The organism is Lactobacillus sp. VURO6/B1 (VP7), from assembly GCF_058139575.1.
This window is the reverse complement of record NZ_JBVOWJ010000003.1, coordinates 40,398-66,119: the sequence shown is the minus strand read 5'-3', so window position 1 is coordinate 66,119 and position 25,722 is coordinate 40,398. Positions and strand designations below refer to the sequence as shown.

General features: G+C 35.4%; 26 protein-coding genes. 9 read left to right on the top strand and 17 right to left on the bottom strand.

The features are described from left to right. Positions 1-5: 5 nt before the first annotated feature. Complete coding sequence (locus ACZ2M0_RS02520; RefSeq protein WP_490058401.1) at positions 6-482, bottom strand: PTS sugar transporter subunit IIA; 477 nt, start codon at positions 480-482, stop codon at positions 6-8. A 36-nt stretch (positions 483-518) separates the two neighbouring features. Next, positions 519-1,592, bottom strand: a complete 1,074-nt coding sequence (gene ulaG, locus ACZ2M0_RS02515; RefSeq protein ID WP_046331537.1) for an L-ascorbate 6-phosphate lactonase — start codon at positions 1,590-1,592, stop codon at positions 519-521. 202 nt (positions 1,593-1,794) lie between these two features. Between ulaG and ACZ2M0_RS02510 the strand changes: the two genes are divergently transcribed. After that, positions 1,795-2,556: a DeoR/GlpR family DNA-binding transcription regulator gene (locus ACZ2M0_RS02510; RefSeq protein WP_223902654.1), complete on the top strand. Its 762-nt coding sequence runs from the start codon at positions 1,795-1,797 to the stop codon at positions 2,554-2,556. A gap of 70 nt (positions 2,557-2,626) precedes the next feature. Here ACZ2M0_RS02510 and ACZ2M0_RS02505 read toward each other — a convergent pair whose 3' ends face one another. Next, positions 2,627-2,848, bottom strand: a complete 222-nt coding sequence (locus tag ACZ2M0_RS02505) for a hypothetical protein (RefSeq protein WP_490058400.1) — start codon at positions 2,846-2,848, stop codon at positions 2,627-2,629. Between the two features lie 307 nt (positions 2,849-3,155). Here ACZ2M0_RS02505 and ACZ2M0_RS02500 point away from each other — a divergent pair, with 307 nt between their 5' ends. The 4 genes from ACZ2M0_RS02500 to ACZ2M0_RS02485 all read left to right on the top strand — a co-directional run bounded on the left by ACZ2M0_RS02500 (position 3,156) and on the right by ACZ2M0_RS02485 (position 5,841). Next, on the top strand, positions 3,156-3,575 hold the full coding sequence (locus ACZ2M0_RS02500; protein ID WP_490058399.1) for a hypothetical protein: 420 nt from the start codon (positions 3,156-3,158) through the stop codon (positions 3,573-3,575). Positions 3,576-3,593: 18 nt separating this feature from the next. Further along, a complete protein-coding gene (locus ACZ2M0_RS02495) occupies positions 3,594-3,815 on the top strand; it encodes a hypothetical protein (RefSeq protein ID WP_490058467.1) in 222 nt (73 codons plus the stop codon). 308 nt (positions 3,816-4,123) lie between these two features. Then, positions 4,124-4,981, top strand: coding sequence for a TIM barrel protein (locus ACZ2M0_RS02490; RefSeq protein ID WP_490058398.1), 858 nt, complete (start codon positions 4,124-4,126; stop codon positions 4,979-4,981). Positions 4,982-4,992: 11 nt separating this feature from the next. Then, positions 4,993-5,841 carry a TIM barrel protein gene (locus tag ACZ2M0_RS02485; protein WP_490058397.1) on the top strand — a complete coding sequence of 283 codons (849 nt, stop codon included), beginning with the start codon at positions 4,993-4,995 and terminating at the stop codon, positions 5,839-5,841. 336 nt (positions 5,842-6,177) lie between these two features. On the opposite strand, the gene ACZ2M0_RS02480 is transcribed toward ACZ2M0_RS02485, so the two are convergent. The 9 genes from ACZ2M0_RS02480 to ACZ2M0_RS02440 all read right to left on the bottom strand — a co-directional run bounded on the left by ACZ2M0_RS02480 (position 6,178) and on the right by ACZ2M0_RS02440 (position 16,328). Further along, on the bottom strand, positions 6,178-7,029 hold the full coding sequence (locus ACZ2M0_RS02480) for a TIM barrel protein (protein ID WP_490058396.1): 852 nt from the start codon (positions 7,027-7,029) through the stop codon (positions 6,178-6,180). 19 nt (positions 7,030-7,048) lie between these two features. After that, the gene (locus ACZ2M0_RS02475) at positions 7,049-7,912 is read right to left on the bottom strand and encodes a sugar phosphate isomerase/epimerase family protein (RefSeq protein ID WP_490058395.1); all 864 of its coding nucleotides are present in this window, start codon (positions 7,910-7,912) and stop codon (positions 7,049-7,051) included. A gap of 26 nt (positions 7,913-7,938) precedes the next feature. Further along, positions 7,939-8,961: a Gfo/Idh/MocA family protein gene (locus ACZ2M0_RS02470; RefSeq protein WP_122051852.1), complete on the bottom strand. Its 1,023-nt coding sequence runs from the start codon at positions 8,959-8,961 to the stop codon at positions 7,939-7,941. 121 nt (positions 8,962-9,082) lie between these two features. Further along, the gene (locus tag ACZ2M0_RS02465; protein WP_122051851.1) at positions 9,083-10,246 is read right to left on the bottom strand and encodes an MFS transporter; all 1,164 of its coding nucleotides are present in this window, start codon (positions 10,244-10,246) and stop codon (positions 9,083-9,085) included. Between the two features lie 14 nt (positions 10,247-10,260). After that, on the bottom strand, positions 10,261-11,136 hold the full coding sequence (locus ACZ2M0_RS02460; RefSeq protein ID WP_490058394.1) for an isocitrate lyase/PEP mutase family protein: 876 nt from the start codon (positions 11,134-11,136) through the stop codon (positions 10,261-10,263). Next, positions 11,126-11,839 (bottom strand): hypothetical protein, encoded by a 714-nt coding sequence (locus ACZ2M0_RS02455; RefSeq protein ID WP_490058393.1) that lies wholly within the window; start codon positions 11,837-11,839, stop codon positions 11,126-11,128. Before ACZ2M0_RS02455 ends, ACZ2M0_RS02460 begins: the two co-directional genes overlap by 11 nt. Positions 11,840-11,954: 115 nt before the next feature. Then, complete coding sequence (locus ACZ2M0_RS02450) at positions 11,955-13,817, bottom strand: FAD-dependent oxidoreductase (protein WP_490058392.1); 1,863 nt, start codon at positions 13,815-13,817, stop codon at positions 11,955-11,957. Between the two features lie 156 nt (positions 13,818-13,973). Then, entirely contained in the window at positions 13,974-14,888 is a 915-nt protein-coding gene (iolE, locus tag ACZ2M0_RS02445; RefSeq protein ID WP_223902788.1) for a myo-inosose-2 dehydratase, read from the bottom strand. A gap of 39 nt (positions 14,889-14,927) precedes the next feature. Next, complete coding sequence (locus tag ACZ2M0_RS02440; RefSeq protein WP_490058391.1) at positions 14,928-16,328, bottom strand: sugar porter family MFS transporter; 1,401 nt, start codon at positions 16,326-16,328, stop codon at positions 14,928-14,930. 623 nt (positions 16,329-16,951) lie between these two features. Between ACZ2M0_RS02440 and ACZ2M0_RS02435 the strand changes: the two genes are divergently transcribed. The 3 genes from ACZ2M0_RS02435 (at position 16,952) to ACZ2M0_RS02425 (ending at position 19,283) form a co-directional block, all read left to right on the top strand. Then, positions 16,952-18,394 carry a sugar porter family MFS transporter gene (locus ACZ2M0_RS02435; RefSeq protein WP_490058390.1) on the top strand — a complete coding sequence of 481 codons (1,443 nt, stop codon included), beginning with the start codon at positions 16,952-16,954 and terminating at the stop codon, positions 18,392-18,394. 11 nt (positions 18,395-18,405) lie between these two features. Then, complete coding sequence (locus tag ACZ2M0_RS02430; RefSeq protein WP_490058389.1) at positions 18,406-18,657, top strand: hypothetical protein; 252 nt, start codon at positions 18,406-18,408, stop codon at positions 18,655-18,657. Between the two features lie 83 nt (positions 18,658-18,740). Further along, on the top strand, positions 18,741-19,283 hold the full coding sequence (locus tag ACZ2M0_RS02425; RefSeq protein WP_490058388.1) for an AraC family transcriptional regulator: 543 nt from the start codon (positions 18,741-18,743) through the stop codon (positions 19,281-19,283). Positions 19,284-19,365: 82 nt separating this feature from the next. On the opposite strand, the gene efp is transcribed toward ACZ2M0_RS02425, so the two are convergent. The 3 genes from efp to coaA all read right to left on the bottom strand — a co-directional run bounded on the left by efp (position 19,366) and on the right by coaA (position 22,116). Beyond that, positions 19,366-19,938, bottom strand: a complete 573-nt coding sequence (efp, locus tag ACZ2M0_RS02420; RefSeq protein WP_223902792.1) for an elongation factor P — start codon at positions 19,936-19,938, stop codon at positions 19,366-19,368. A 199-nt stretch (positions 19,939-20,137) separates the two neighbouring features. Next, positions 20,138-21,127: an ornithine cyclodeaminase family protein gene (locus ACZ2M0_RS02415; protein WP_490058387.1), complete on the bottom strand. Its 990-nt coding sequence runs from the start codon at positions 21,125-21,127 to the stop codon at positions 20,138-20,140. Positions 21,128-21,201: 74 nt separating this feature from the next. Then, positions 21,202-22,116 (bottom strand): type I pantothenate kinase, encoded by a 915-nt coding sequence (gene coaA / locus ACZ2M0_RS02410; protein ID WP_490058386.1) that lies wholly within the window; start codon positions 22,114-22,116, stop codon positions 21,202-21,204. A 94-nt stretch (positions 22,117-22,210) separates the two neighbouring features. Here coaA and ACZ2M0_RS02405 point away from each other — a divergent pair, with 94 nt between their 5' ends. Further along, a complete protein-coding gene (locus tag ACZ2M0_RS02405; RefSeq protein ID WP_490058385.1) occupies positions 22,211-22,783 on the top strand; it encodes an SGNH/GDSL hydrolase family protein in 573 nt (190 codons plus the stop codon). A 15-nt stretch (positions 22,784-22,798) separates the two neighbouring features. On the opposite strand, the gene ACZ2M0_RS02400 is transcribed toward ACZ2M0_RS02405, so the two are convergent. Both ACZ2M0_RS02400 and helD read right to left on the bottom strand, forming a co-directional pair. Continuing rightward, complete coding sequence (locus tag ACZ2M0_RS02400; RefSeq protein ID WP_490058384.1) at positions 22,799-23,248, bottom strand: GNAT family N-acetyltransferase; 450 nt, start codon at positions 23,246-23,248, stop codon at positions 22,799-22,801. A gap of 9 nt (positions 23,249-23,257) precedes the next feature. Then, a complete protein-coding gene (gene helD, locus ACZ2M0_RS02395; protein ID WP_490058382.1) occupies positions 23,258-25,552 on the bottom strand; it encodes an RNA polymerase recycling motor HelD in 2,295 nt (764 codons plus the stop codon). Between the last annotated feature and the right edge of the window lie 170 nt (positions 25,553-25,722).

Here is a 25,722-nt window from a genome sequence, read left to right as displayed (position 1 = left end):
TTTTCTTACCTGCTTTTTTCTTTACTCTTATCATGTTTTTGCATGACTTTTTGATAATCTTGTAAATTCTTCACTTTACGTAGGTCTTCAATCATGTCATCTTCCATCAGCAAGTTGGAGAGGTTAGCAATATTTTTCATATGAGTAGGGTTATCTTTAGCAGCCAGCATAAAGAATAGTTGCGCATTTTTTTCTGGATCATTTGGGTCAAAGGAAACTGCCTCTGGAAATATTGTCAGACCAATACCAGTACCTAAAACCTCCGAACTATTGGCTTGCGAATGGGGCATTGCCACACCGGGAACAATCACAATATACGGTCCATATTGTTTGACGTCTGCAATTACCTGATCAATATATTTATCCGTGACAAGATTATTTTTCTTCATTATTTCACCGGATATCCTGATGGCCTGCTGCCAATCTTTTGGGTGTTTCTGACTGATATTAATCAAGTGATTTTCTAAAAAATATCTGAGCATGATTTCCTCCTACCAAATTTTTAATGAAAAAGAGAATTATAGTAATTCTGGGAATGGTAAGTCAGGATCATTCTTAAATGCATCATGAAAGCCACGATCGTACATGTATTCAAATTTATCTTTATCTTGAGGGAAGTTAAATTCTCCACCGACTTGCCAGATGTAAGGTTTAAATTGATATTGTAAGCGATTCTTTTTTCTGTTCCACAGAGCCAAAATATCTTTAGGATCGCTGTAGAAGTTTGTCCAAATGTCATAGTGCATTGGAATAATAACTTTTGTCTTTAGGGCTTCTGCCATGCGCAAAACTTGGGAATCATCAAGTTTATCCGTAATTCCACGTGGATTTTCACCATATGCACAAAGGGCTACGTCAACTTTATTTTCGTTACCATGTTTCACAAAAGTGTTAGAATAGTGTGAATCGCCTGAATGGTATAAGTTTCCACCTGAAGTTTCTACGAGGTAGTTAACTGCTACTTTGGCCATTTCTATTGGCTTAGTACCTGCCAATTTAACGTTCGGATCATCTTCTGTAACAAGTTCAGTCCGGTCAAAAGCTTCTAAAGCCTTGATGGTTACTGAACCAACCTTGACTTCATCTCCAGGTTTAACTACAGTGATTTTTTCTGCCGGAACGCCCCATTCTTCCCATTCATCAGCTACGCCTTGAGGACCGATAAATTTTGCATTAGGGCAAAATTTGTTAACACAAGCTGCTGTATAAATATCCAAGTGGTCGTGGTGAGTATGTGTAACGCACAGTGCATCTAAATCTTTGATAGCAAATGGGTCAATTACATAAGGCTTATTACGTAAATTAGGTTGTAAAGCCTCTCCACCTGTCATTCTCATCATTTGGTGACCTTGACGCATCTTGCCATCACCATGAGTGTGTTTACCGGTACCGTTCCACATGTCAATTGCAATGTTTGTACCCTCATGTGTTTTAAGCCAGGTACCCATGCAACCTAGCCACCAGATTGCAAATGATTTTTCTGGTACCTTTTTGGCAGCAATTTGCTCATTTAAGAAAGTTCCCCATTCTGGGAAATTATTTTCTGCAAAAACTTGCGGTGTCACTTCATTAATGTTAGTTGGTTTCGTCATTTTTTCCTCCTATGTTCTTTTTATCCTTGTTTTCATGTTAAATTATATTGTAGTATGTTATCGCTTTCAACCATATTAAAGGATAATTATTACTTTTTATGATATTTTTACAAAAAATAAGATATTTTATTGATAATTATCATATTTTATGGTAATTTTTGTTACTGAAAATAAATAGTTGTTATTATGGTGAGAATTTAAAATGAAGAACTCATATCAAGAAATCAAAAATAGACGCCAAAAAATTATTGATTTACTTAACCATCAAAAAAAGATCAGCTTAGATGAATTGAGTCAAAAGCTGAACGTTTCTATTATGACAGTTCGCAGAGATTGCAGCAATCTGGCTAATCAAGGCAAGATATTGCAGGAAAAAGGCATCATCTCGTTAGTAAAGCCCGAAGAAGTTCCTTTTACTGATTCTGTCAGTTACATTAAACAAAGGCTCGGTGAAGAAGCAGCTTCTCACATTGAGAAACATAACTGGGTTTTTATCAATTCAAGTACTACCGCCTTTGAGGCGATTCCCTACTTACTCAAAAAAGACGTTAACATTTTAACCAATAATGGCTATGCAGGAAATTTAGACATGCGAGCCAGTAACAGCCAAATTATCTTAAGCGGTGGTAATGTCTCTCGCAAAATGATTATGAGCGGTGACTTGGCAGTTGAACCTTTTTTAAAAATCTTTGCCGACTGGTCAATTATCGGCTGTGCGGGTTTAAGTCTTGAACGAGGCATTTCAACACCTTTTATGGAAGAAGCAAAAGTAAACAAAGCTATTATTAGACAGTCCCGTAAATTAATAGTAGTTGCTGATTACAGTAAGTTTAACCAGTTTTCTAATTTTGTAATCGGTCAGGCCAGTGATATAGACTTACTGATTACGGATTCTTTTACGCCAAGAGATACGGTTGAAGGGTTTATTAAAGCTGGTGTGCAGGTTATTCAAATACAGTTATAAGCAAAAAAGCAGGGGTGAAAAGTTTATTACTTTTCACCCCTGCTTTAATTTGTTCAGAAATAAAGTTTGCTTATTTAAGATATTCCATTAGCTGCTTAATGCCTGTTTCTTTTTTATCCTCCGGCATATTCTGATTATTTAGAATTTCAATTGCATGCTGCACTAATGAATAAATTTGTTTATCATCATTACTGTCAATAATGAGAAAACTTATTTTAAAGTATGATTCCAAGTTTGACGTGTCTTTTTCTTCTAGCGCTTTTTTAATTAAAAGCCTAAAAATAGCCTTCATATTACGAGTCTTTTTACGTTTTACCTGTTTTTTATCATAAACAGGTAAAAATAAAGCAACGCATACAGCAGCAATTTATGCAGCTGCAGTAACCCTCTCTGACAAAGGTCCGATACTCATAATCTTCTCCCCTTGGTTATTACACAAGTATTACTTAAATGAAAATCAAGATTTTGTTTCCAAACATTTTTTCACTTTAATATATATGATTTCTATTATATACATTTATATAAAAACTTGCACTTTTTATTTCTATATGCGATATGATTATATTAAGGAATTAATTATTTTATTTGGGAGGTAAAATATGCAGAATAAAAAACCTTTTTATAAAAAATGGTGGTTTTGCTTTGTAGTGATTTTTATAACTTTTTTCACTACTTTTGTTTCTGGCAACACAGGTATACAAGATTCTCAACAAACGGTTATTGCAAAGTCAACAAAAGTAGTAAAAAGTAATGCGAAAAAAGTAGTTACTGAAAAAGTAACTGTTAAAAGAAGAAAAGCTACTCGCAAAAGGAAGGTAGCTGCAAAAAGAAAGCAAAAAAAGCGTAAAAGTGTCGCCAGACGTAATGTACGTAAAGTCTATATAGCTCCTAATTCAGGGAAAAGATATCATTTTAATCCGAGTTGCCGTGGGCTTCGAAGAGCGCATGGCAATATAACCAAAATATCATTAAAAAGGGCTATTAGCCAAGGTTACACCTTATGCAAATGGGAAGATTAAGGAGAAGAAAAAGTAATGATTAAAATCGGTTTCAGAAAGCCTAGTTTGAGAAAGTCTATCTCTGCCAGAACAAAGGGAAGAGCAACGAGGGCTATCAAAAGAGCTATTATTCCCAACTATGGTAAACGTGGCATGGGTTGGGCTCATCCAAAAAGAAAGATATATAATACAATTTACCATAAGACTACCTTTGATACTCGTAAATTATTTATTCATAACAATTCTAGAAAAAATAAATAAGTATTTGGAGAGCCAATTAATCCCAAAAAAGTTAACAACTGTTTCTCTGAAGTGAATAAAAAGGGTTAGTAAAAATATTTTCTACGCGTTAGCTAAGATTGTTATACACAAAAAGACTGATAAATTAGCGTTTCATGTAATGAGCTCCAAAAGTTGTCTAACTTTTGGAGCTCATTACATATTAATATAAGCTTTTTATATTTTCTATTAATTAGTACAAATACTTGCGTCTTTTTTACATTTACCTTCTATTTTTTATTTCCTACCATTACAGATGGAAAGCGCTTTATAAAATGGAGGTATTTAATATGATTAATAATTCAAATTTATGTCTTAATCGTAAATCAGCGCCCGGTTTACCACTTGCTGATTTTATTAAATTAGCAAGTGAATTAGGAATCAAACATGTAGAATTAAGAAATGATCTAGGTAAAGAACCTGATAATAAAAATATCTTAGATGGAATGAGTATTTCGGATTTTAATGATCTATTACAAAAATACGACGTTCAAGTTGAAGATATCAACTCGCTCGGTAATACAGATTTATTGAGCCAGAAAGACAGAAATTTAAATGATCTCGATGAGATGATTACTATAGCTCAGGGAATCGGCGCCCAAAAAATTCTTTTCTGTCCGGTAATGGACAAGTTCGATGATAGAAGTGACAGCGAAAAATTTAATGAAGGTGTTGAAACCATTAAAGAGTTTGCAAAAAGGCTTCAAGATAAAGGTATGTCTGGTTTATTTGAAACACTGGGTTTCCCTGAAAGTTCAATCAGAACACCATTTAGAGCTATTGATATCATCGAAGAAGCTAGTGCAACCAATTTTAAAGTAGTAGCTGATCTATTTCACTGGTTCATGGGCGGTGTCACTCGTAATGATTTAGATAATAAGCTTGATGTTAATAAAGTTGGTCTCATTCATATGAGTACAATCGAGGTCCAGATGCCCAAATCTAAATTGACAGATCAAAATCGCGTGCTTTTAAGTGATCCTAATCAGGATCATATCAATGCTTTTGACACTATTAAATGGTTTTCAAACAGCAAATTCGACGGTCTATTTTCATTTGAGCCATTCTCAGATGAACTTCGCCAGTGGGATTATGAAACTGCCAAGGAAAATCTTACCAAGAGCATTAACCTGATTAAAAATATTTAGGAGGATTTATTATGTTGGAATTAAATGACTTTTGTATTAATCGTTGCTGTGCAGGTGGCTTATCTCTGCCCGACTTTGTAAAATTAGCTAATGATGTCGGAGTTCATAATATCGAATTAAGAACAGACATACATCACGGTAGCAATTTTTTGGATGACTTAAGCATTGCAGAGTTTAATAATTTGCAGCGCAATTATGATGTTCATGTAGCTAATATTTCCGCCGAATTTAACCTTGATGATCGTAGTGACTGGAATACCAAATTAAAGGGAGTTACTGCATTAGCTGAAATTGCACAAAAAATTGGTGCTGATCATATTTTGTTTACTCCTATCAGGAATGCGGATGATATTCGTACTGATGAACAAAAATTTGACGATCTGGTTCACAATATTCGGATTTATTCAGATGTTCTTGGAGCAGTAGGAGTTAATGGCTTGGTAGAACCTTTAGGATTTGGTGACTCATCATTGCGTTTCCCGTGGGTTGCACAAAAGGTTTTACAAGAGGCGGATGCTAAAAACTTTAAGTTAATTGCAGATACCTTCCATTATTATAAAGCCGAGGTTACTAAAGATGATTTTGACGAAAAGGTAGATGTCAGCCGTGTTGGCTTAATTCATTTAAGTTCTATTACTTCTGCAAAATCTCCAGAAGAAGCTGATGATGCCGATCGTTACTTTATCTCTGCTAATGAAGAAGACGTGATGAAATCTATTGAACAAGCAAATTGGTTTAAGGAGAGCAACTATTTCGGCCTTTATTCATTTGAGCCTTGTGCACCTGAAATTAATAATTGGAGTTATGATAAATGCAAACAACAAATTGCAGACAGTATTGAAAAAATAATTGCCGGTTAGAAAACCAGATCTAAAATCGCTTAAATCCTAAAAACTGTTGAAAGATTCTCTTAAGAAGCTGTCAACAGTTTTTTATATCCTAAAGACATATTAGATTTTAAAATTACTATTCCAAATAGGTCTAGGTATCCAGACTTTTTATAATATACGTAATCACTGGTTATACTTTCATTACTTGAAATGGTCCACCAAACTGCTTGCGCCATGCTCTTCTAAAAAGCAAATTAGTCAAAAATAAAAATATTGAACATCTATTTTTAAATGTTCAATATTCTTTTTGAAAGTTATTTTTAGATAAACGAATTGAATTTGTTTGAGAAATATATATTAATTTTATTACTGGGCATTGATTAAATCTATGCTACGAACAATTTCTTTCTTGGCTTTTTCTGCATCCCATTTATACAAGTCTGGAGAAAATGGTTCAAAAGAATATAAGCCATTATAAGTACTTTCTTCAAACATTTTTACGTGATTTAAGGCATTCATAATGTCATTCTTAGTTACCAAGATTCGGTCAGCATCACCTAATTCTTCACGTGGCTTTTGATTAACAACTGAGCTTAAATGAACTAAACCAACCATTTTAGGATCTACTTTAGTCTCAAAGTCTTCTTTAGTAACCTCGGCTAAATAATAGTGGAAATTATCAGCTACTAACTTGAAGTTATCGACTTTGGCAGCTTTAATAATATCTTGTGCAAGCCATGGTGTTCTTAAGGATGAATCCATGAATCCCAAAGGCTCGAGCAAACCACTCATGCCATTTTCTTTTAAGAGTTTAGAATAAGCCTTCATATTATTAATAGCGCCTTGACGACATTCTGCACTCGTTCTCTTGTCATTTGCATCTCTAACTGGACAGAACAGAATATTTTTCACGTGCAAAACTTTGCCAATATCAATCATTTCGTTAAGACTTTTCAGGTTTTCTTCTAAGCTCTCTGCCAGATCCATATTTCCCTGAGCATTAATATCTACTACTTGAATATTTTTTTCATCAAGCAACTGCTTTATTTCTTCAGGTTGATAACCATCTAAAATGGTAGAATTATCGACTTCACCTGTTATATCATTACGCAACTCAATATATTTAATGTTCAGATCAGCCACCATGTTAATAAAATCTTTTAAGTCTAATCCAGGGGCAGATTTTCTATTGATACAAAAGTCATTGTATGTAAGCATCCAGGTATTCCTCCTTTCATTAAATGTGGAGTCCATCTTTAATAGACTTCAAAGTTTTTTCATTTGACCATTCTATGCGATCAGGCCACATAAACACATTATTGGTCACAATTCCATCAAAGTTAATTTCACGAAGCGTAGAATAAAAGGCATCCATATCAACTTCGCCTTCACCAGGATTTAAGTGTTGATGAATAGTTACAGGAGCACCAGGCGGGTTGATAGTATATCTCAATCCATAAGAACCAGCAAAATTAAACGTATCTGCAATTAGGACGTGACTCAGTACATCTTTTGAATCTAAAATTTGCTTTCTGACATCACCTTTACCACCATCAGAATAAAAGGCATGTGCCGAACATAATACTTGGCCAACATTATCAGAGTTGAGTGAGCGAATAAGCTGTGCAGCAGCATAACTGGATTCAATAAAGTCATTTGGGTGGGCTTGAATTTCAAGTCTAATTGCTTCCTTTTCAAAAATAGGAAGCAATTCCTCCATGGATTTATACCACTGACCTTCTGAAGCAACAGAATTATATTTATCCCCAGAAAATTCAGTATTAATGGTATTAACCCCAAGTTCAGAGGCAAGCCAAATTGTCCTCTTCATATTGCGTACAGCTGCTTGTCTTTCTTGTTCGTTAGGTGAGGACCATTGCTGGACAGGAACCAAAGATGAAATTTCAACTCCAGCATCCTTACACCATTTGCGAACATTTGTAATCATAGCGGAATTTGCTTTAGGATATTGATAAAACCAGAAGAAATCAGTTCTAGGAGCTAATTCCAAATATTTGTATCCTAGCTCTGCTACTTTATCAATCGTTTCGTGAAGTGGCGTACTATCGCGAAACATTGAAGCATCATATGCTAATTTCATAAAAATCTCTTTTTCCTTTTTAATTATTAATTCTTGTAAAGATCTGGTCTTTCAGGCAAAACTACTGGTTCTTTGACAAAACCATTGTCACGTGATTTCTCTAAAGCATCGGCAGCTACACATGCCATTAAACCATCCCAAGTTGTTGGAGCTGTCGGGTTAAGGTGATCAGCTAGTACACCATTTACCCAATCTTGGATTTCTGAATCAAAGGCTTGACGGAAACGGAAACTATCATTTTGTGGAATTGCAGTTTGTGCTCTTTCTTGAGTTTTTACTTGAGTGAAAATTGGGCTGGTTAATGCAATAGTTCCTTCTTCACAGACAACTTCACAGTTAATATCGTAACTGTTATGATTATTAACAAATACTTCTAGATCAGCATGGATACCATTCTTAGTATCAAATGTCATCACTTGGGGATCATGCAAACCTTCGTGAGTGTATTTGGTTTGTGCTCCAGGAATAAAGCATGAAACTTTGTCATAGTCACTACCAACTAACCAGTGCATAATGTCACATTCGTGAATAGCAGTTTCAACAATGGCATCATTATCGTAGTAATCAGAAACAGTTGTTTCATTTCTGTGTGTCATGTGCAAAAGTAATGGCTTGCCATAAGTGCCTTCGTCAATAGCTTTCTTAATTTGACGATAACCATTGTCATAACGACGCATGAAGCCTACTTGAACCAATCTTTTACCAATTTTGGTTTCTGCTTCAACAACGCGTTTACAATCATCTGCTGAAGTTGAAAGCGGCTTTTCACTAAAGACATACTTTCCTTCTTCAAGAGCTTTCAAGACAAAGGGTACATGAGTATCGTGTGGACGAGTAACTACCATGATAGCGTCAATATCAGGTGACTCGATTAATTCCTCACCCGTTTCAAAATGCTTGCAGTTATATTTTTGAGCATATTTTTCAGCAAGTTCTTGTTTAATATCAGCAACACCTGCTAGAGTGGCGCCATTAATTCTATTAGCGACACGGTCAATATGGTCTGAGCCTTTATAACCACAGCCAATAATACCAATTCTAAGTGTCATAATATTCCTCCTATATATTTTAGTATTAGTAAGCGCTTTCGCTCACTTATTACAAATTTCATTATAGAGCTTTCAGTTGGAGCCTCAATGTATATAAATATTCATAAAATGTAAAAAACGGCTAATTATTATTACTTTTTTTTTGCCAAAAAATGATCACAATGCAGTTACCCATTAAAGCCAAAATACCCATAACTATAAAAGAAATAGTCATTGAATATTGTGCACGTAATTGTCCCGCAAAAATGGGAAAGAGTGTCATTCCCAAAGCATAGATAGACTGAAAAACACCTGTTGCTGTCGAAAGTGCCTTCTGTGGCACGTTAGAAATCGCTGCTGCATTAAGAATGGCAAATAATATTCCCGTGCCAACTCCAGGTATAACCTGTAACAAATATATTAAATAGATTTGCCTAGCCAAAGGAATAGCAAAGCAGTAAAGCGCCAGTAAAATATAACTAACTATTAAAATACTTCGGTCACTAAATTTGGCAATATACTTTGAAGACGTTATGCGGGCAAATAAAACAGCCGAACACATATAAATGATCGAGGATAATCCTTCAGCATAAGACGGTGCATTGATTTCTTTAATCACCTGGCTGGTAAAGGACATGGTAGTAGCCATCTGTATTCCTTGTTGAATAAAAGCTAATACGCCACAGATTAGCAAAGTTTTATTTTTAAAGACATTGATTAAGTTAATAAAAGAATTCTTTCCAGAACTATAGCTGAACTGAAAAGTTGGTAACGTTATGGTCATAATGCAGGCTAATATACCGGCTAGTACGCCTAAAATACATAGGCCTTTCATGGCTATTTTTTCATAAAATAAACTAGAAACCACAAAGCCGAGCAGCATTCCTAAATTATTGGCCATTACCAGAATACCCATGTTTTCTACTTTGCTCACATCTGAACGTAGTTTTAAAAAGTAAACCATAAAAGAGAGCCAGGTTGAACTAGCTATTCCTGAAAAGATGTTACCTAATAAAAAACCAATACCGCTAGGAAAAAGTACCCTCATAATTGAAGCCAGTCCAGCTAATAACGTTCCTAACGTAATTAGCAACTTATGGTTTAAATGCCAATCTGCCAGCATTCCCAAAGGAATTCTCAATAGCATTTGCGAGAAGCCATAGGCCCCAACCACAATTCCGATAAAGCTGGAAGCAACATTAATAGCAGCTAGAAATGGTGTTTGGTAAGGTACATAAACATATTGTGCAAACCAAAACAGAATAATAATAATGATAAACTTGATTATCTGATGTTTATTTTTCATATTACTATCCCAGTTTATAAAATTAATTCTTTTTCAAGCCTGTTCATCTGCTCAGTATCAACCAATTTTTTGAATGCTTGTACACTAATAATTTCTTTTTCTGGTGAAACAGCAGTGGTATTACTCTTTTCTTGTTTTAAAACTTCTTGCTCACCACTTACTCTCGCATAAATTGCTTCTTCTTTGAAAGTTGCCATGCTATAACCCATTTTAAGCAAATCATTCCAGCTAAAAGTTTTTGCTAAATTGGCAGAATTGATTAATAGTGGTATTTTTGAAAATTCTTTTGTTATTTGCAATAATTCCTTTTCTGATGAAACGCTGTCGACGTATAACATGTCAGCGCCTGCAATGCAATAAGAACGCAGTTTAGCAATAGTTTCATTAATATCACAAACTGCTCTAGCCGAAGAATGAGCCATAATGATAAAGTCAGGGTCTTTTCGAGCTTCAACTGCAGCATGTATTCTTTTCTCCATTTCGGAAACTGACGCTATTTGTGTCACAGACATTTGACCACAGCTCTTAGGCCAGACACCATCATCAAGGTAAATTCCAGCCGCGTTAATCGCTTCATAACTACGCGTCGTTCGTGCAATATTTTCCTTTGCACCATGTCCAGTGCCCACATCACATAAGACAGGAATAGAAACATTTTCAATAATTTTGCGGGCCTGATCGAATAATATATAAAAATCAGCAAAACCCATATCAGGTTTACCATATGCGAAATTAGTAGCAGATCCGGTTACATTGATTGCTTTAAAGCCTGCTTTTGCACTTATTTTAGCTGATAAGCCGTCCCCAACTACAGGCATTTTAAGGATTTTCGTTCTGTTATGAACAAGCTTTTTAAACATTAAGCGCATCGTTTTGCCTTTATTCTTCATAATTCTTCTCCTTACTATAAAATTCGTACAGCTGTTGTTCTGAGCTTAAAGTATTTGCGATAGCAGATTCTACAGGCAATATAAATGTTGGCTTAAATTTTTGGACCTCTTTTAGATCTAAGTCCGTATTGTCCAATTCAATTCCAATTTTTGAGAAAAATTTTTCAGCTTTTAATTGCACCAATTCTTTTCGGGTTAATCTAGCAATAATAATTTGCTTAATCCCCATCTTTAAAAGTAATTCGATTCTGCTTATTAATTCTGCATAACCATATTTTGTTATTCCTTCTAATTTTGGAATAATTTGTAAATCGTAGTCCTTACCCCCTGCTACTGCTGCTTTAACCATATTTATAAAAACCTTTTCCGATATTGTTCCTGCTATTTCAATAGAGGTGGATGGCCACTTTTGATCATTAAGGACTAGGTAACGTGCCCCTGCATTTCCCAATTCCTTTGCGGTAGTCCAGGCACTAAGTTCATTGCCAAAACCGGACTGACCATCTGCAATTAAAGCTGCTCCTGTTTCTATACTAAGCGTATTAAAATATTGCAAATACTCACGCCTGGTAATTAAACCTTCATTATCTTTTCCTAAAGTCATTATGGCTAGTAATCTACCACTGACAAAAAGCGGTTGGTCACTTTCCAAGTTTTTAATTAAGTTAGCAGAGATAGTTACAGGTATTATTCCTTTTAACATTATTTTCTCCAATTATTATAAAAACTCGCAGAGATTAATTTCTGAATGTATACTGTGCCATCCTGAAAAGTCAACTGCGAGTTCTATAAATTACATTTTGCTAAAACACTATACTTTATTTATTTTTTTCTTTGGCTGAATCTAAAGCTTGCTTAACAGCTTCTTTCATAGCTCTGCTGGATGAAGATGCACCAGAAATTGCATCAACATCATAAGTATTTTTCTCTACCATAATTTTTGGTAAAGCTTTGATCGCTCTTTTACCGTAGTCTTCACTTTCGCTTTCTTGTAAAACTTCAATGTTTTTAAGGTTTTGATTGTCATCTACAGTAACGCGCACCACAATATCATTACCCATACCGGCAGAACTTACGCCAAGATACTGATTCTTGCCAAGTTCAAAAGTGTATTTCTTCTTTAAATCACTTGCTAAATCAGGATCTGCTTTAACAGAAGCACCTGTAGCAGCATCGTTGCCGTTTTCAAACAGAGCATCTTTATCGTGCTTAGCCTTAGCTGCATTTTCACCAGCGACTTTACCGAATATCAAGCAGTCAGCCAGGTTTTCTCCACCTTGATAAATTCTGACAATGTTACTACCCAGTTCCCCTGCACCATATAAGTGTGGTATGGCATTGTTAAACGGATCCATGATCTCAGCTTTGCCATTTCTCTTAGGACCACCATGAGTTTGAGCAACAGATTGAACCATTGGCAAAGCATAAATGGTATCAGATGTATCAAATCTTTCCAAAGTTGCAGCTGCTCTGTGGAAATCTAAGTCATTACCCGATTCTGCATAAGAATTGAAAGTATCAATTGTTGAAGTTAACGTTTCTGGTTTGACATCAATTTTTGCAGCCAGTTCCGCAACACTATTTGCACTAATTAAGAAGTTCTTTAGCGCACGCTGATATGGAACATGATCAATCTTTGCTAATCTTTCGTATTGTTTTTGGTCAAAGACAACATATGGCTTGATCGGGGCCTGAGGTGTACGCCATTGACCGTGATTGTAAAACCAGCCTTCAATACTGAAAATATCTTCACGACAATATCTTGTACCATCATCACCAACTGCAAAGATGCTGCCAGTGTACATTTCTTTGGCATCAATATCTGCTGGTTGAAAAACACTGCGTTCTCCTTCTTTGACAGGCAAAGTCAGGTCTCCCACAATGCCGGCAGAGTTATAAGTCGTCATATGCCATAATCTGGCACCAGCTTCAAGCGCAAGATCAATACCATCACCAGTATTATAGAGCGTACCAACAGGAGCTAAATGGTGTTCACCAATAAAGTCTTGAATCTTAATTTTACTGTTTGAAAAACCACCAGTTGACAAAACCACACCATTGCGGGCACCTATATTTCTGATCTTGCCTTTTCTTTTAATCTGAACACCAACTACAGTTTTATCAGGAGTTTGAAGAATATGTACTGCTGGTGAATCGTACCAAACATCAATATTATCAATCCTATCTAAAACCCTTTCCCTTAGTACAGTCCATAAAGCAGAATCAAACATACCATTATGAACAGTCATTAGCTCTGAAGCAGAAGAATCAGGAAATTCCGGGTGTGTGGCAGTAGTTTGGTTATCTGCTGTATGAGACAAAGGGTTGTCATCTGGATGCTCACCAAATACAAAAGGTTCAACTTCCAAGTATTTAGAAAAGTAATCTTTCATGTTTGCCAAACCGTTAATGACAGTATCTTCTACGTCTTCATCAATGTGAAAACCTTGTGCAAGGGCTTTATAATAGGTTCTGAATTTTTGTGGGTCAGGTGTATAACCAACATTTTGACCTGAATACCTAGTATTGCCTCCCTCATGGCCTTCAGGTGCTTTGTCAACAAGAAGTACTTTAGCCCCATTATCAGCAGCAAACCTTGCTGCGCTGGCGCCTGCGCCACCGAATCCTAAAACTACTACGTCATAGACTTTATCCCATTTAATGGACTTATCAATAATCATATATATTAAAAACCTCACTATTTTTTATAAAAAGGCAATTTAGGCGAAAACTAACTTAATAAAATCAAATTAAACAAGTGTGCTCTGTTATTAATTAAGTGTACAAGTAATATAAGCATGCCTTTTAATTCATTTAAATTTATCTTTAATCTAACTCTAGTTATTTTGGTATGGTGCAAATAACTCATCTTCCATATATTTATGAGCTTTTAACGCCATTTCAAATGGATTATGCTTCTTAGGGTCTTGCTCAGCCTCAACCATAATCCAACCAGTATACTTATGGTCTGCTAAAGTTTTAAATACCGGCCTAAAGTCAATGCTGCCATCACCAGGAATGGTAAACATGTCATTCATGAAAGAATCTTGGAAGGACAAACCTTTCTTTCTTGAATCATCTTCTTTATTTTTACGGACATCTTTAAAGTGAACATGAACAACGCGATCGACAAATTCATTAAGCATAGGCATGACATCACCTTCTGAAACATAGGCATGACCAGTGTCAAAAACAAGTCCAACTTTGTCAGGATCGGTGTTATCCATTAGTCTCTTCGTTTCAGCCAAAGTTTGGATACCAGTACCTAAATGGTGGTGGTATGCAACTTTAACATCATACTTTTTAGCAATTTCACCATACTTATTCAAACCAGCGCACACTTTTTCCCATTCTTCATCCGTAAAATACGGCTTGTCTTTAAAAATGTTCTTACTTGTTTGTTGAATGGAATAAGTTTGCTCTGAAACAGTTGCAATATGTGCACCAAGAGCCTGCAGTTTTTTACAATGTTCTTCAAAGTCCGCTGTTGCTTTTTCAAGTCCGTCTCTAATGATAAAGCTACTAAACCATTGACCAGCAATTTCAATGTGGCGTAATTTACGCTCATAATTAATTTCATCTGGTCCTGGGAAAAATCCTCCCATCTCTACTCCTTTAAAGCCAGCCAAAGCGGCATCACTTAAAAGTTGGGGAAAAGTATTTTCTGCACCAATTGATGGAATATCATCATTACGCCAGCCAATAGGACAAATGCCTAACTTTATATTTTTATTTACATCATATTCAGACATAATTTTTCTCCTTCATATTTCTTTATTAATCACAATTTCCTATTTGTCATATCTGCTATGGAAGAACTTCTCTATACTATCTAAGGAGGCCCCTTTTGTTTCAGGTACTCTGACTTTGACAAACCATGCACCAAGCAAACAAAATGCAGCAAAAATGTAGAATGATGAAATACCCAAAACTGATAGAATAACTGGGAATAAAAGCCCTACTACGAAGTTAGCCATCCACAAAACAAAGATGGTAATTCCTGTTCCTAATCCGCGATAACGAGCTGGGAAAATTTCAGAGTTAAGTAGCCAAGTAACAGGACCAAGAGTACCCTGGTCAATAACTATATAAACCAGTAAAATAATTAGAACTGCATAAGGAGCCCAAGAAGTATGGAGTGCGAAGCTGCCAATCAGCGCTACAACTATCAAGGCAAGGGCACAGAAAATATAACCAATTAACAATAATGGCTTTCTGCCCAGCCTATCAACTGTATACATGCCAACTATGGCACCAATGACTGAAAATACGCCGTTAGCAATATTCATATATAGCGAGGTATTACTACCAAAACCTGCAGAGGTTAGTATCTTTGTGCCGTAATACATTACAGAGTTAATACCGGCGAATTGTTGAAAAATTCCCAATAAGGAACCAGTAATAACAATTTGAAAAATCCACGGTTTTTTAAAATCCTTAAACGATGCTTTTTCAGCATTTTCCCGCTCTAGTTCAGCAGCATTTTCTTTTAGTTCATCAATCTCTGCCTCAGCTTGAGCCTTGGTTCTAACACGATACAAAGCCTGTAGCGCTTTGCCAAACATTCCCTTATTGGCATACCATTGCGGACTTTCAGGCACTAAGTACATCCCAAACCAAAGTAAAATACCTGGAATTGCTGTAATTCCCAACATCAATCTCCAAACACCTGCATTGTGGACACCGATCGTATTGCCTAAAATGGCATTAATAAGAAATGATAAGCCTTGACCACCAACAATTAGTAACTGATTCATGCTGACAAATTTACCACGCTCTTTTGCCGGTGAAATTTCCGCTAGATAAACAGGAACCAAAGCAGAAGTTGCACCAACTGCCAATCCCATGATTATTCTTAGTATTATTAAGACACCAGTATTAGGTGCAAAACCACAGCCTAAACCTGTAAGCGTGAATAAAACACCTAGCCAGATCATTAATTTCTTGCGGCCCATTTTGTCGCTCAATGGGCTACCAAAAACGGCACCAAACGCAGCACCGAAAGTAAGACCACTGGAAACGACTCCTTGCTCAAAAGATGACAAGTTTAATTGGCTTGGTTTAGCTAAGAAATCCAAAGAGCCATTTACAACTCCTGTATCAAAGCCAAAACACAAGGCACCCATACATGCAATCCATGCAACTAAAACTAAATAACCATGGTGATTATTTTCATAACTATCTTCTTGCATTTACAATCTCCATTTTTTATCTAATATGCTTTAACAACTAAAGCACACTAAAACCTTAATATGACTATTTCTTATTACGAGCAAATAATAAAAATCTAAGAAATATAGAAAAATTCTTCTATTTTCAGTGATTGCAATCACTGGAACCTACTGTAAAGTTCGTTATTTCTTTTGCAAACGCTTTTATTTATTAATAAACATATTTTATAAAAATTATATTTTTAAAAGTACATATAAATGCTTCTATTCATTATTTATTTTTAGTATTAATAAATAAAATATATATAAAATATTTTTAAAAAAGTAGTTTTTACGCTGCTAAAAAAGCAATTTTAAATTAGAAGGATGTATTTTCATGCTTAAAAAATGTACTTTTAATCTTTTTATTAAGTAAAAAAAGTATTTTTTGATCAAGTTTGCTCTTTCATTAACAAATATTTTAAAAACATATAAGCTTCTTTTATCTCTTATGTGTTGCGGTTTTCATTATATTTATTTTTCTTTTAAAAAATGAATACCCTTGAAATAGCCTGTAAAAAATGATAAAAATTACTCACGAGCCTATTTTTGGTTATTGCATCACTTATAACTTGATTTTTTAAAATTAGGAATATGGTGATTCAATGAACAATGAACAAGATACATCTCCCAATCAAGCAGATGTATACATAAATAAAGATAAGCAAAAAAGATTACAACGTTATGGTTGGATAATTACTTTAGGTGGCTTGCTATTTGGTATAGATACTGGAGCCACAAATGGGTCTCTCTCTTTCATGAGTAAACCTGATCAGCTTAATTTAAACGCTTCAGATGAAGGTTTGGTTACCAGTGGCATCACTCTAGGCGCTGCTTTTGGTGCAGTCATTGGAGGCAAACTTTCAGATTATTTTGGCAGAAAACGTGTATTAATGTATTCTGCCTGGGTCTTTATTCTGGGTACCCTAGGTTGTACTTTTGCCCCTAATGCTCTAGTAATGATTTTATGTCGTTTTATATTAGGCTTGGCAGTTGGTGCAGAGTCCGTTATTAGTCCTGTTTTTCTAGCTGAATTGTCTACACCAGAAATAAGAGGAAAATTTGTCAATCATCATGAATTGATGATAGTAAGTGGACAATTACTATCTTATGTAATCAATGCATTATTCGGAGTAATGCTGGGAAGTTATCGCGGCATTTGGAGATACATGCTAGCTGTGGGTCTCATACCCGAAATTCTGCTTTTATTTGGTATACATAAAGTACCTGAATCGCCAAGGTGGTTAGTAACTAAGCACCAAAACGATCAGGCACTTTCAGTCTTAGAGAAAATTCGTAACAGTAAAGAAGATGCTAAAGCCGAAATTGTCAGAATTAAGCAATCTTTAGCTTTGAGCAGCAAACAGAAAAAGGCAACCTTTAAGGATTTAAAAATTCCTTGGATTCGCCGTCTAATATTGATTGGTATCGGATTGGGGGTAATGCAACAGGCTATTGGTATAAACATAATTATGTTTTATGGCACAACTGTTTTAAGCAATGCCGGGTTTAGCCATTCTGCTGCTTTAATTGCAAATATTAGCAATGGTATCATTTCAACTCTTGCAACCATTGCCAGCATTCATTTAATGGGCAAAATAGATAGACGGAAAATGGTAATAACTGCTATTTGTGGAACTACTATAACGATGTTGGCAATCAGCATACTTTCGATTTTATTAATTAAAAGTCCGATTTTCCCCTATGTTATGCTTTTACTGATGGCTATTTTTCTAATGTTTTTCCAAGGAGGAGTTTCACCCATTGTTTGGGTACTTCTGTCAGAAATTTTTCCTCAAAGCATTCGCGGAATGGCTATGGGAATTGCGACTTTCTTCTTATGGCTGTCAAATTTTTTAGTAGGTTATATATTCCCAATATTATTGACTAATATTGGCTTTAGTAATACCTTTATTGTATTTACTGTACTAAACATCTTTTCGCTATTTTATGCGATTAAATTTATCCCTGAAACAAGAGGAAAATCTCTTGAAGAGCTTCAATCTTGTTTTCAGAATCGTCATGTAAATCAAAGTTCAGATAAATAAGAGGGAACAAAATGAATAAATACTCGGATTTTATTCCCCAAAATGAGTGTGGCGTTACTATTGAAAAGGGAATTTATTTTAATAATCCCAGCGATTTAGCACATGAAATATTCTTTTACCCTATGTTTGGGGCAGAATATCTAGTGACTTACCCCTATAAAGTAAAAAGAGATTTTATGGATTCTTTTTTAATAATATATATCAAAAAAGGAGAAATGGAATTTTTTTTCGTAACCAGGTGTTCATTGCGAAGCAACAAATAGTTTTGTTAGATTGTAAAGAATTTAATTATTATAAGGCTGTAACGGATAGTGATTTTTATTTTCTACACTTTAACAGCCCTTTTATGCAAAAGATTTTCAATGAAGTTATTGAAAACGCTCTTCCGGTCTTTACACCCTACAAAAATACTGAAAACTTATTTAGTCGAATTTTTCGGTTAATTTCCACAAACTCTGATGGTACAAATGATCCCTTTTTATCTAATCTAACCTACAGTTTAGTTTGTGACCTATTTGCTACTCAAGAGCACGAACTTACTAACCATTCCAGTGAATTTCATTCTGCTCCTAATTATATTAAAATTGCTATTAAATATATGGATCAGAATTACTATAAGAAAATTACTGTTAATGACATTGCTTTAAAGTGCTCAATGAGTCCCTCGCAATTAGCACGTGACTTTAAAAAATATACTGGTTTGAGTATTCATAGTTATTTACTAAAAATACGTGTAAAGCAGGCTGAAAGTTTACTTGTGAAAGATACAACTATTTCTCTAGAAAAAATAGCTATATCTTGTGGCTTTACAGATGCATCCCATTTATATAAGAAAATAAGGGAAGCAACAGGAATGTCACCTGGGCAGTTCAGAAAAAAGTATTACTAATTTTTAACTTAAACATCAAAAAATAAGCACTCCACTATTAATTTTGTGAAGTGCTTTGTTAGCTTATATTATATTTTAAAAATTACTTGCCACCTTCGGCTCTTGACTTGTAGGCACCCTCTGCAGTATTGATAACCAGTTCTTCACCTTCCTTAATGAAGTCGGGAACTTGGACTACCAAACCTGTTTCCATAGTAGCTGGTTTGCCAGAACCGGTAACAGTAGCGCCTTTAATGCCCGGTTCAGTATGAGCTACTTTCATTGTGACAGTTGATGGTAATTCCACACCAAGCAGCTTGCTGTCATTAGCGAATTCCAATTGAACCTCAATATTAGGCATCAGGTAAAGTTTATCATCACCTAGTTGTTCCGCTGAAACTTCATATTGTTCATAAGTTTCAGTATCCATGAAAGTATAAATATCACCTTCATTATAAAGATACTGCGCACTTTTTTTGGTGATTTCGACTAAATCTACTTTCTCGGTTGGACGCATAGTTTTATGAACCACAGCACCACTTTCAACATTACGCAAATCCATTTGCATAACAGTGTTGCCTTTTCCTGGTTTATGGTGATTAGCCTTTAAAACACGAATTAGTTTACCATCTTGACTAAAGACCATACCTTTTTTTAAGTTAATTGCTTGTACCATTTTTTACTCCTCTAAATCTTTTTCTGAATTAATTACTGATTTCAAGAAAACCACGCTGGAGGTAAAGCAAATTTTTTAATTAATAGTAAATAAATCTCATTCATAATGATTAGTATAACAAAATTTGGACTTTATCAACACCACTAAATCGGTGATTTATGATTTTAATATAAACCAAAAATATTTACTTGTAATGAAATTACATATTAACTTGTGTACCTACTTTGTGCCTTGCGGCTTTATCATAAATAGACTTCGTTGCCATCAGGTCTTGAGCTGCAATGCCAACAGTTTCAAAGAAAATTATTTCGTCATCGTTTTCACGCCCAATTAAGTCGCCACTGACTACTTGACCGATTTCGCCAGTAAAACTAGTATTTGCAACCATGCCCTTATTTAAAGGGATAATTATGTCACCAGATTCTGCTAAAACAGCATCTTTAGAATCAAAGTAAATTTTATTTGCTTTAGCGACTAGCTCGGCCGGGGTCTCTTCCATTTGTGGCTGGTAAGCACCAACACCACAGATTGTTGCGCCTTTTTTAATAAACTGAGCATCATAAACTGGTTTAGCCGACGGCGTAACTGTAATAATCACATCTGCATCCTTCACGGCTTCATTGCCTGTCTTAACAGCAGTAATTTTTGTATGGTATTGCGCTAGTTGCTCTTGCATTTTCCCAGCAAACTTTTGAGCACGTTCAAAATCAAGGTCATTGACAGTTACTTCATCTAAGTCACGTACGATCAGCATTGCTTCAAGCTGTGTAGCAGCTTGTCCTCCCGTACCAATTAACGCACCCTTTTTGCATTTCTTTTTCGCCAAATATTTAAGCGCTACACCAGAAGCAGAACCTGTGCGCAATTGGGTAACATAATTACCATCCAAAATAGCATTAACTACTCCTGTTTTGGTATCAATATTTAACACCTGAGCATTAATTGAAGGCAAGCCTTGATTAATATTTTCAGGAAACATGTTCAGCACTTTCACACATGCCGCATCATACTCTTCACAAAAAGCCGGCATACACAAGAAGGTATCTTTACCATTTTGCTTAAGAATCTGAGTTCTCAATGGCACATCTACTTTACCGGCAGAAAAATATTTAAAAGCATCGGCCACTGCAGCAATGCAGTCTTTTAAGGAATAACATTTTTCAATATCACTTCTGTTTAACAGTAACATTTGTTCCTCCTGTATTTACTCTTAACTTCACACTTTCAAAGCCTATTATAAGTTACTCTTTTAAAAGGTACACATTAGATTTGTTTAAGATAAATCTGATCGATAACATGACCTGCAGTTTTATGCAAAATTAAATTGGCGCGTTGCTTGGTTGGAGCAATATATTCACGCAAGTTGACCAAGTTCACCATTTGCCAAGTTTCCTCTGCAAACTTTAAGGCTTCATCCCTAGGGCCATTAGCCATCTCATAATAAAAATTATGCGGATTATTCTTATTTAGTTCCATTACCCTGACAAAACGCTGCATAAACCACTTTTCAATCAGGTCTTCAGGAGCATCAATATAAATTGAAAAATCAAAAAAGTCACTCGTCACAATTTGGCCATTGGTTGGCAGCTGCAACGTATTAATGCCCTCAATAATTAAAATATCGGGTTCGCACACATGACCATATTCCCCAGGCACAATATCACTCAATTCTTGAGAATAAAGGGGATAAACAATATCTTTTTTGCCTCTCAATACATCTTGCAGAAAGTCGGTAAGTAATTTCATATTATAGCTTTCAGGAAAGCCCTTACGATCAGTCAGATTGCGTCTTTCCAATTCCTGGTTAGAATAAATAAAACCGTCTGTGGTCATTAAGTGTACTTTCAACCCAGGATATGTCCGGCTGAGCAATACTTGTAAAAGTCTGGCAGTGGTAGATTTACCCACCGCAACTGAACCGGAAATACCAATAATAAAAGGTGCGCTAGCAATTTTTTGATGCAAAAACTCGCTCTGCTTTTGCTGCAGAGACCGTTTACCTTGATAAACTAAATAAAGATACTTAATTAAACTGCTGTAAACTTCTTGAACATCAGTTAAATTAATAATATCACCCAAAGATTTTATCTTTGCCAGTTCTTCTTTAGTAATTTTAACCGGTTCAGCGGCAGAAAAAGACTGCCATTTTTCTCTGTTAAATTGTAAATAATTTTTCATCCTAATGTCCTTAAATTTTATGTTCATTAATATAGTAGAATAAAAGTATAATGTTTTCTAATTAATTCTTCTAATCAAAAAGAAAGGCAAAACTATGAAAAAGATAATTTTATTTGGCGATTCTATATTTAATGGCTACCATGCTGGTCATGATACTAACGTCATAACTGTAGGTGTGCAAAAAGAACTAGACGCAAATGCGCAAATTATAAACTTATCTTTAAGCGGTGCCACTACTGCTGAAGGCAAGAAACGCTTAAATTTAATTCCGCAAGATGCAAACATAGTAGTGCTTGAATATGGTACAAACGACATGTCAAGTGCTTGGGGGATTAGCAGCACTAATTATGCTAAGAACCTGAATTACATGGTTGAAAATATCGGTGCTGCTAGAATGATTATTGCAGGTCCCTCTTATGAAGACCCTAAAAACAAGGACATCATGCAATACTATAATCTTGAAGATATGAAAGCATACAATCAAATTGCCGCAGATTGTGCTCGCAAGTATAATATTCCCTTTATTAACCTGATCGCCAATTTTTGCCAGTTAGAAAATTTATCTTCATATTATCAAGAAGATGGGCAGCATCTCACTTCTGCCGGAAACAAAATTTTAATTGATCTGGTAGTGACGGCAATTAAAGAAAAACTTGCACAAATATAGTGCAAGTTATCATTTTTATAAATCTTTATACATCATAACATGCTTAATGTCAGCCTCTACAAATGGCTCGCCTTCAGTGTGATAGCCTAAAAAATCATAAAAGGGTTTTGCTTGCCATTGTGCATGACAATAAAGCCGGTCGGCACCCTGATCACGCAGGTATTCATGAACCTGTGTCATCATTTTGGTTCCTAATTTTTGCCCACGCGTTGCTGCAGCTACTGCTACTCTGCCTAGCATCCACTTACCATTTTCTTGAAAAATACGACAAACGGCCAATGCATTTGTTTTTTCAGCATTGAGCAAATAAACCTGAATTGAGTCCAAATCTTGATCGTCAAGCTCTGGTACTGTTATTTCTTGTTCGGTTACAAACGTATCTATTCGTAAACGAGCTACACAAAACATTTCGCAGCCTGTCATTTGCGCAACTTGTTTGAAGGTAAATTTTTCACTGTCAGTCATAAAATCTTCCTACTTTTCTATATAAGTTTCTGGGTCTACTTCAAGAAGTGGACTCTTTTCGTTAGTATAAACAATATCAAGCTTGTACATCGCCCGCGAAGTTATTGTATACACAAGTTGCGTTTCATCAATGCGATGATAATTTTCTTTTGAGGCAGCCCACATAATGACGGCATCAAACTCCAAGCCCTTAGCTAAATAAGATGGAATGACCAACGTGCCATCAACTAGTCGCTGATTGGCAGTAGCAATTAACGTTGCTTTCACTTTGTCTTCTTTGAGCTTTTCTGCCACAATTTTGGCACTAGCCAAGTCCTTGGTAATAATTGCGGTTGTCATGTTAGCTTGACTATTTTCATTTAATATTTGTTCCAGTACATTGATTGCAGCAGCAGCATCAGAACGTTGCCAAAGAGCTGGTTTGGGACCCTGACGGTTAAACGATTCAATTTTTTCACCTTGCCGCAGGATTTGCTTAGTAAATTCAGTCAATTGTTTTGTTGAACGATACGATTTGGTTAATTGGACGACATCAGTTTTTTCAGGATCAAATAAGCCACTGATCTGTTTAAGTAGACTTCTACTTTCATCTTTGGTAAAAATAGCCTGGTTTAAATCACCCAACATCGTAAATTTAGCGCGAGGAAAATTATATTTCAGATAGCACAGCTGAAACGGCGTATAATCCTGAATCTCATCAATAAAAGCATAACGCATTTCATAATCTACATGACGGCCTGTGATCAGATCATAAAGATACAAGTAGGCTGAAACATCATTCATATGAATATAATGCTTCATAAAACATTGCTTAACTTCTTCGATGTGTTTTTGCCAATCTGCTTCTTCAATTTGCCATTTACTTAGATCAGTCATTTTAGGAACAGCACGTAAAAAGCTTAAATATTGTGCACGCATATTAATAAAATTATTCCGCCTAATTTGCTGGAAAACCTTATCAAGTGCCTTAACGACAATTTTACGGCTGAGGAACTTTTCCTCTTTTTCCTCTGATTCAAATTCTTGGTCTGGACGATCATATAAAGCATTTAGCTGCTCTTGACTAAGATTTTGGATGGCGTCTGACACCCAGGCCTTTTTTGTTTCGCTGTTAATCTTGCGATTGAGTGATTTTATTAATCCTTCTCGCGTAGCATCAATTCTATTGCTCAAATTATAATTGGAATTAAATGAATAATAGAGTTCACTAATTTTTTCTTTAGTAAAAAATGGTTTCTTTTTATTGCGGAAGTAAATATTTTTAAAAATTACACCATGATTGTTGAGGTGTTTAGCATAATGATGCAGTAAATTAAAGAAATTTGTAGAATCTTTAAATTGACTAATTGCGGAATCAGCCTGGCTATCTTCAAATTGATCAAACAAATTTTCAACGGTCATACCCGGCAGTCTTCTAGCCACAAACTGCCAGTAAGTCATTTGCACCATGTTTTGTTCACCCATCTCGGGCAAAACATTCTTGATATAATCGTTGAATAGTTGATTAGGGCTAAACATGATGACGTCACTACTGGTAAGGTTGCCACGATAGCGATACAGCAGATAGGCAATCCTCTGTAATATTGCAGAAGTTTTACCTGAACCGGCCGCTCCTTGAACAAACAGTAAGTCGGCACTGGTATTTCTAATAATTTTATTCTGCTCACGCTGAATCGTCGTCACAATTGATTTCATCTGCGTGCTGGATTTTTCACCCAAAACTTCCAGCAGCATCTGATCACCAATAGACTCATTGGTGTCAAACATGTTAATAATCTTGCCGTTTTCAATCATAAACTGCCGTTTTTTGGTCATATCAACGGTAATTTCACCTTCAGGCGACATATAAGAAACCTTACCAATCTTACCATCATAATAAATTGATGAAATTGGTGCCCGCCAATCATAAATCAAAAAATGATTATTTTTGTCTGCAAAAGAACCTAGACCAATATAAATAGTTTCCGGCTTTTCATTAGTCTCTTTAAAATCTACTCTGGCAAAATATGGCTTTTGCTCTAATTTTTGAACTGTGCTTAGTTGCTTTGCTGCATGCTGCCAAGCATTTTGACGTTCATCAAGCAGTTGCTGTTGCTGGTGAATAGACAACGCAGTCTCCATAGATGTTGAATAGCCGTCATAATCTAATTTTACATCATCAAAAAAGTGTGAATTAAGATCTTGGGCCTCTCCTTCAGCGGACTTAATTGACGAGGACAACTCGGCTTTTTTAGCCCGTATCATTTTTAAAATCTTATTGAGATGCTTTTGCTCAAATTCTTTATCATCCATCGCTTTTGTCATAAACTCACCTAATTTTCCAAAACTTGCATTCTATTTTACCATGAAATCGGTTTATATTAAAACCTTGGATTCGTTTTTTGCTAAACAGTACAATCTCCAAATTTTTTTGATAATAATTATAATTTATGCGTTAAAATCAGTAAATTATGAAACTTTTACTATTTTTCCTA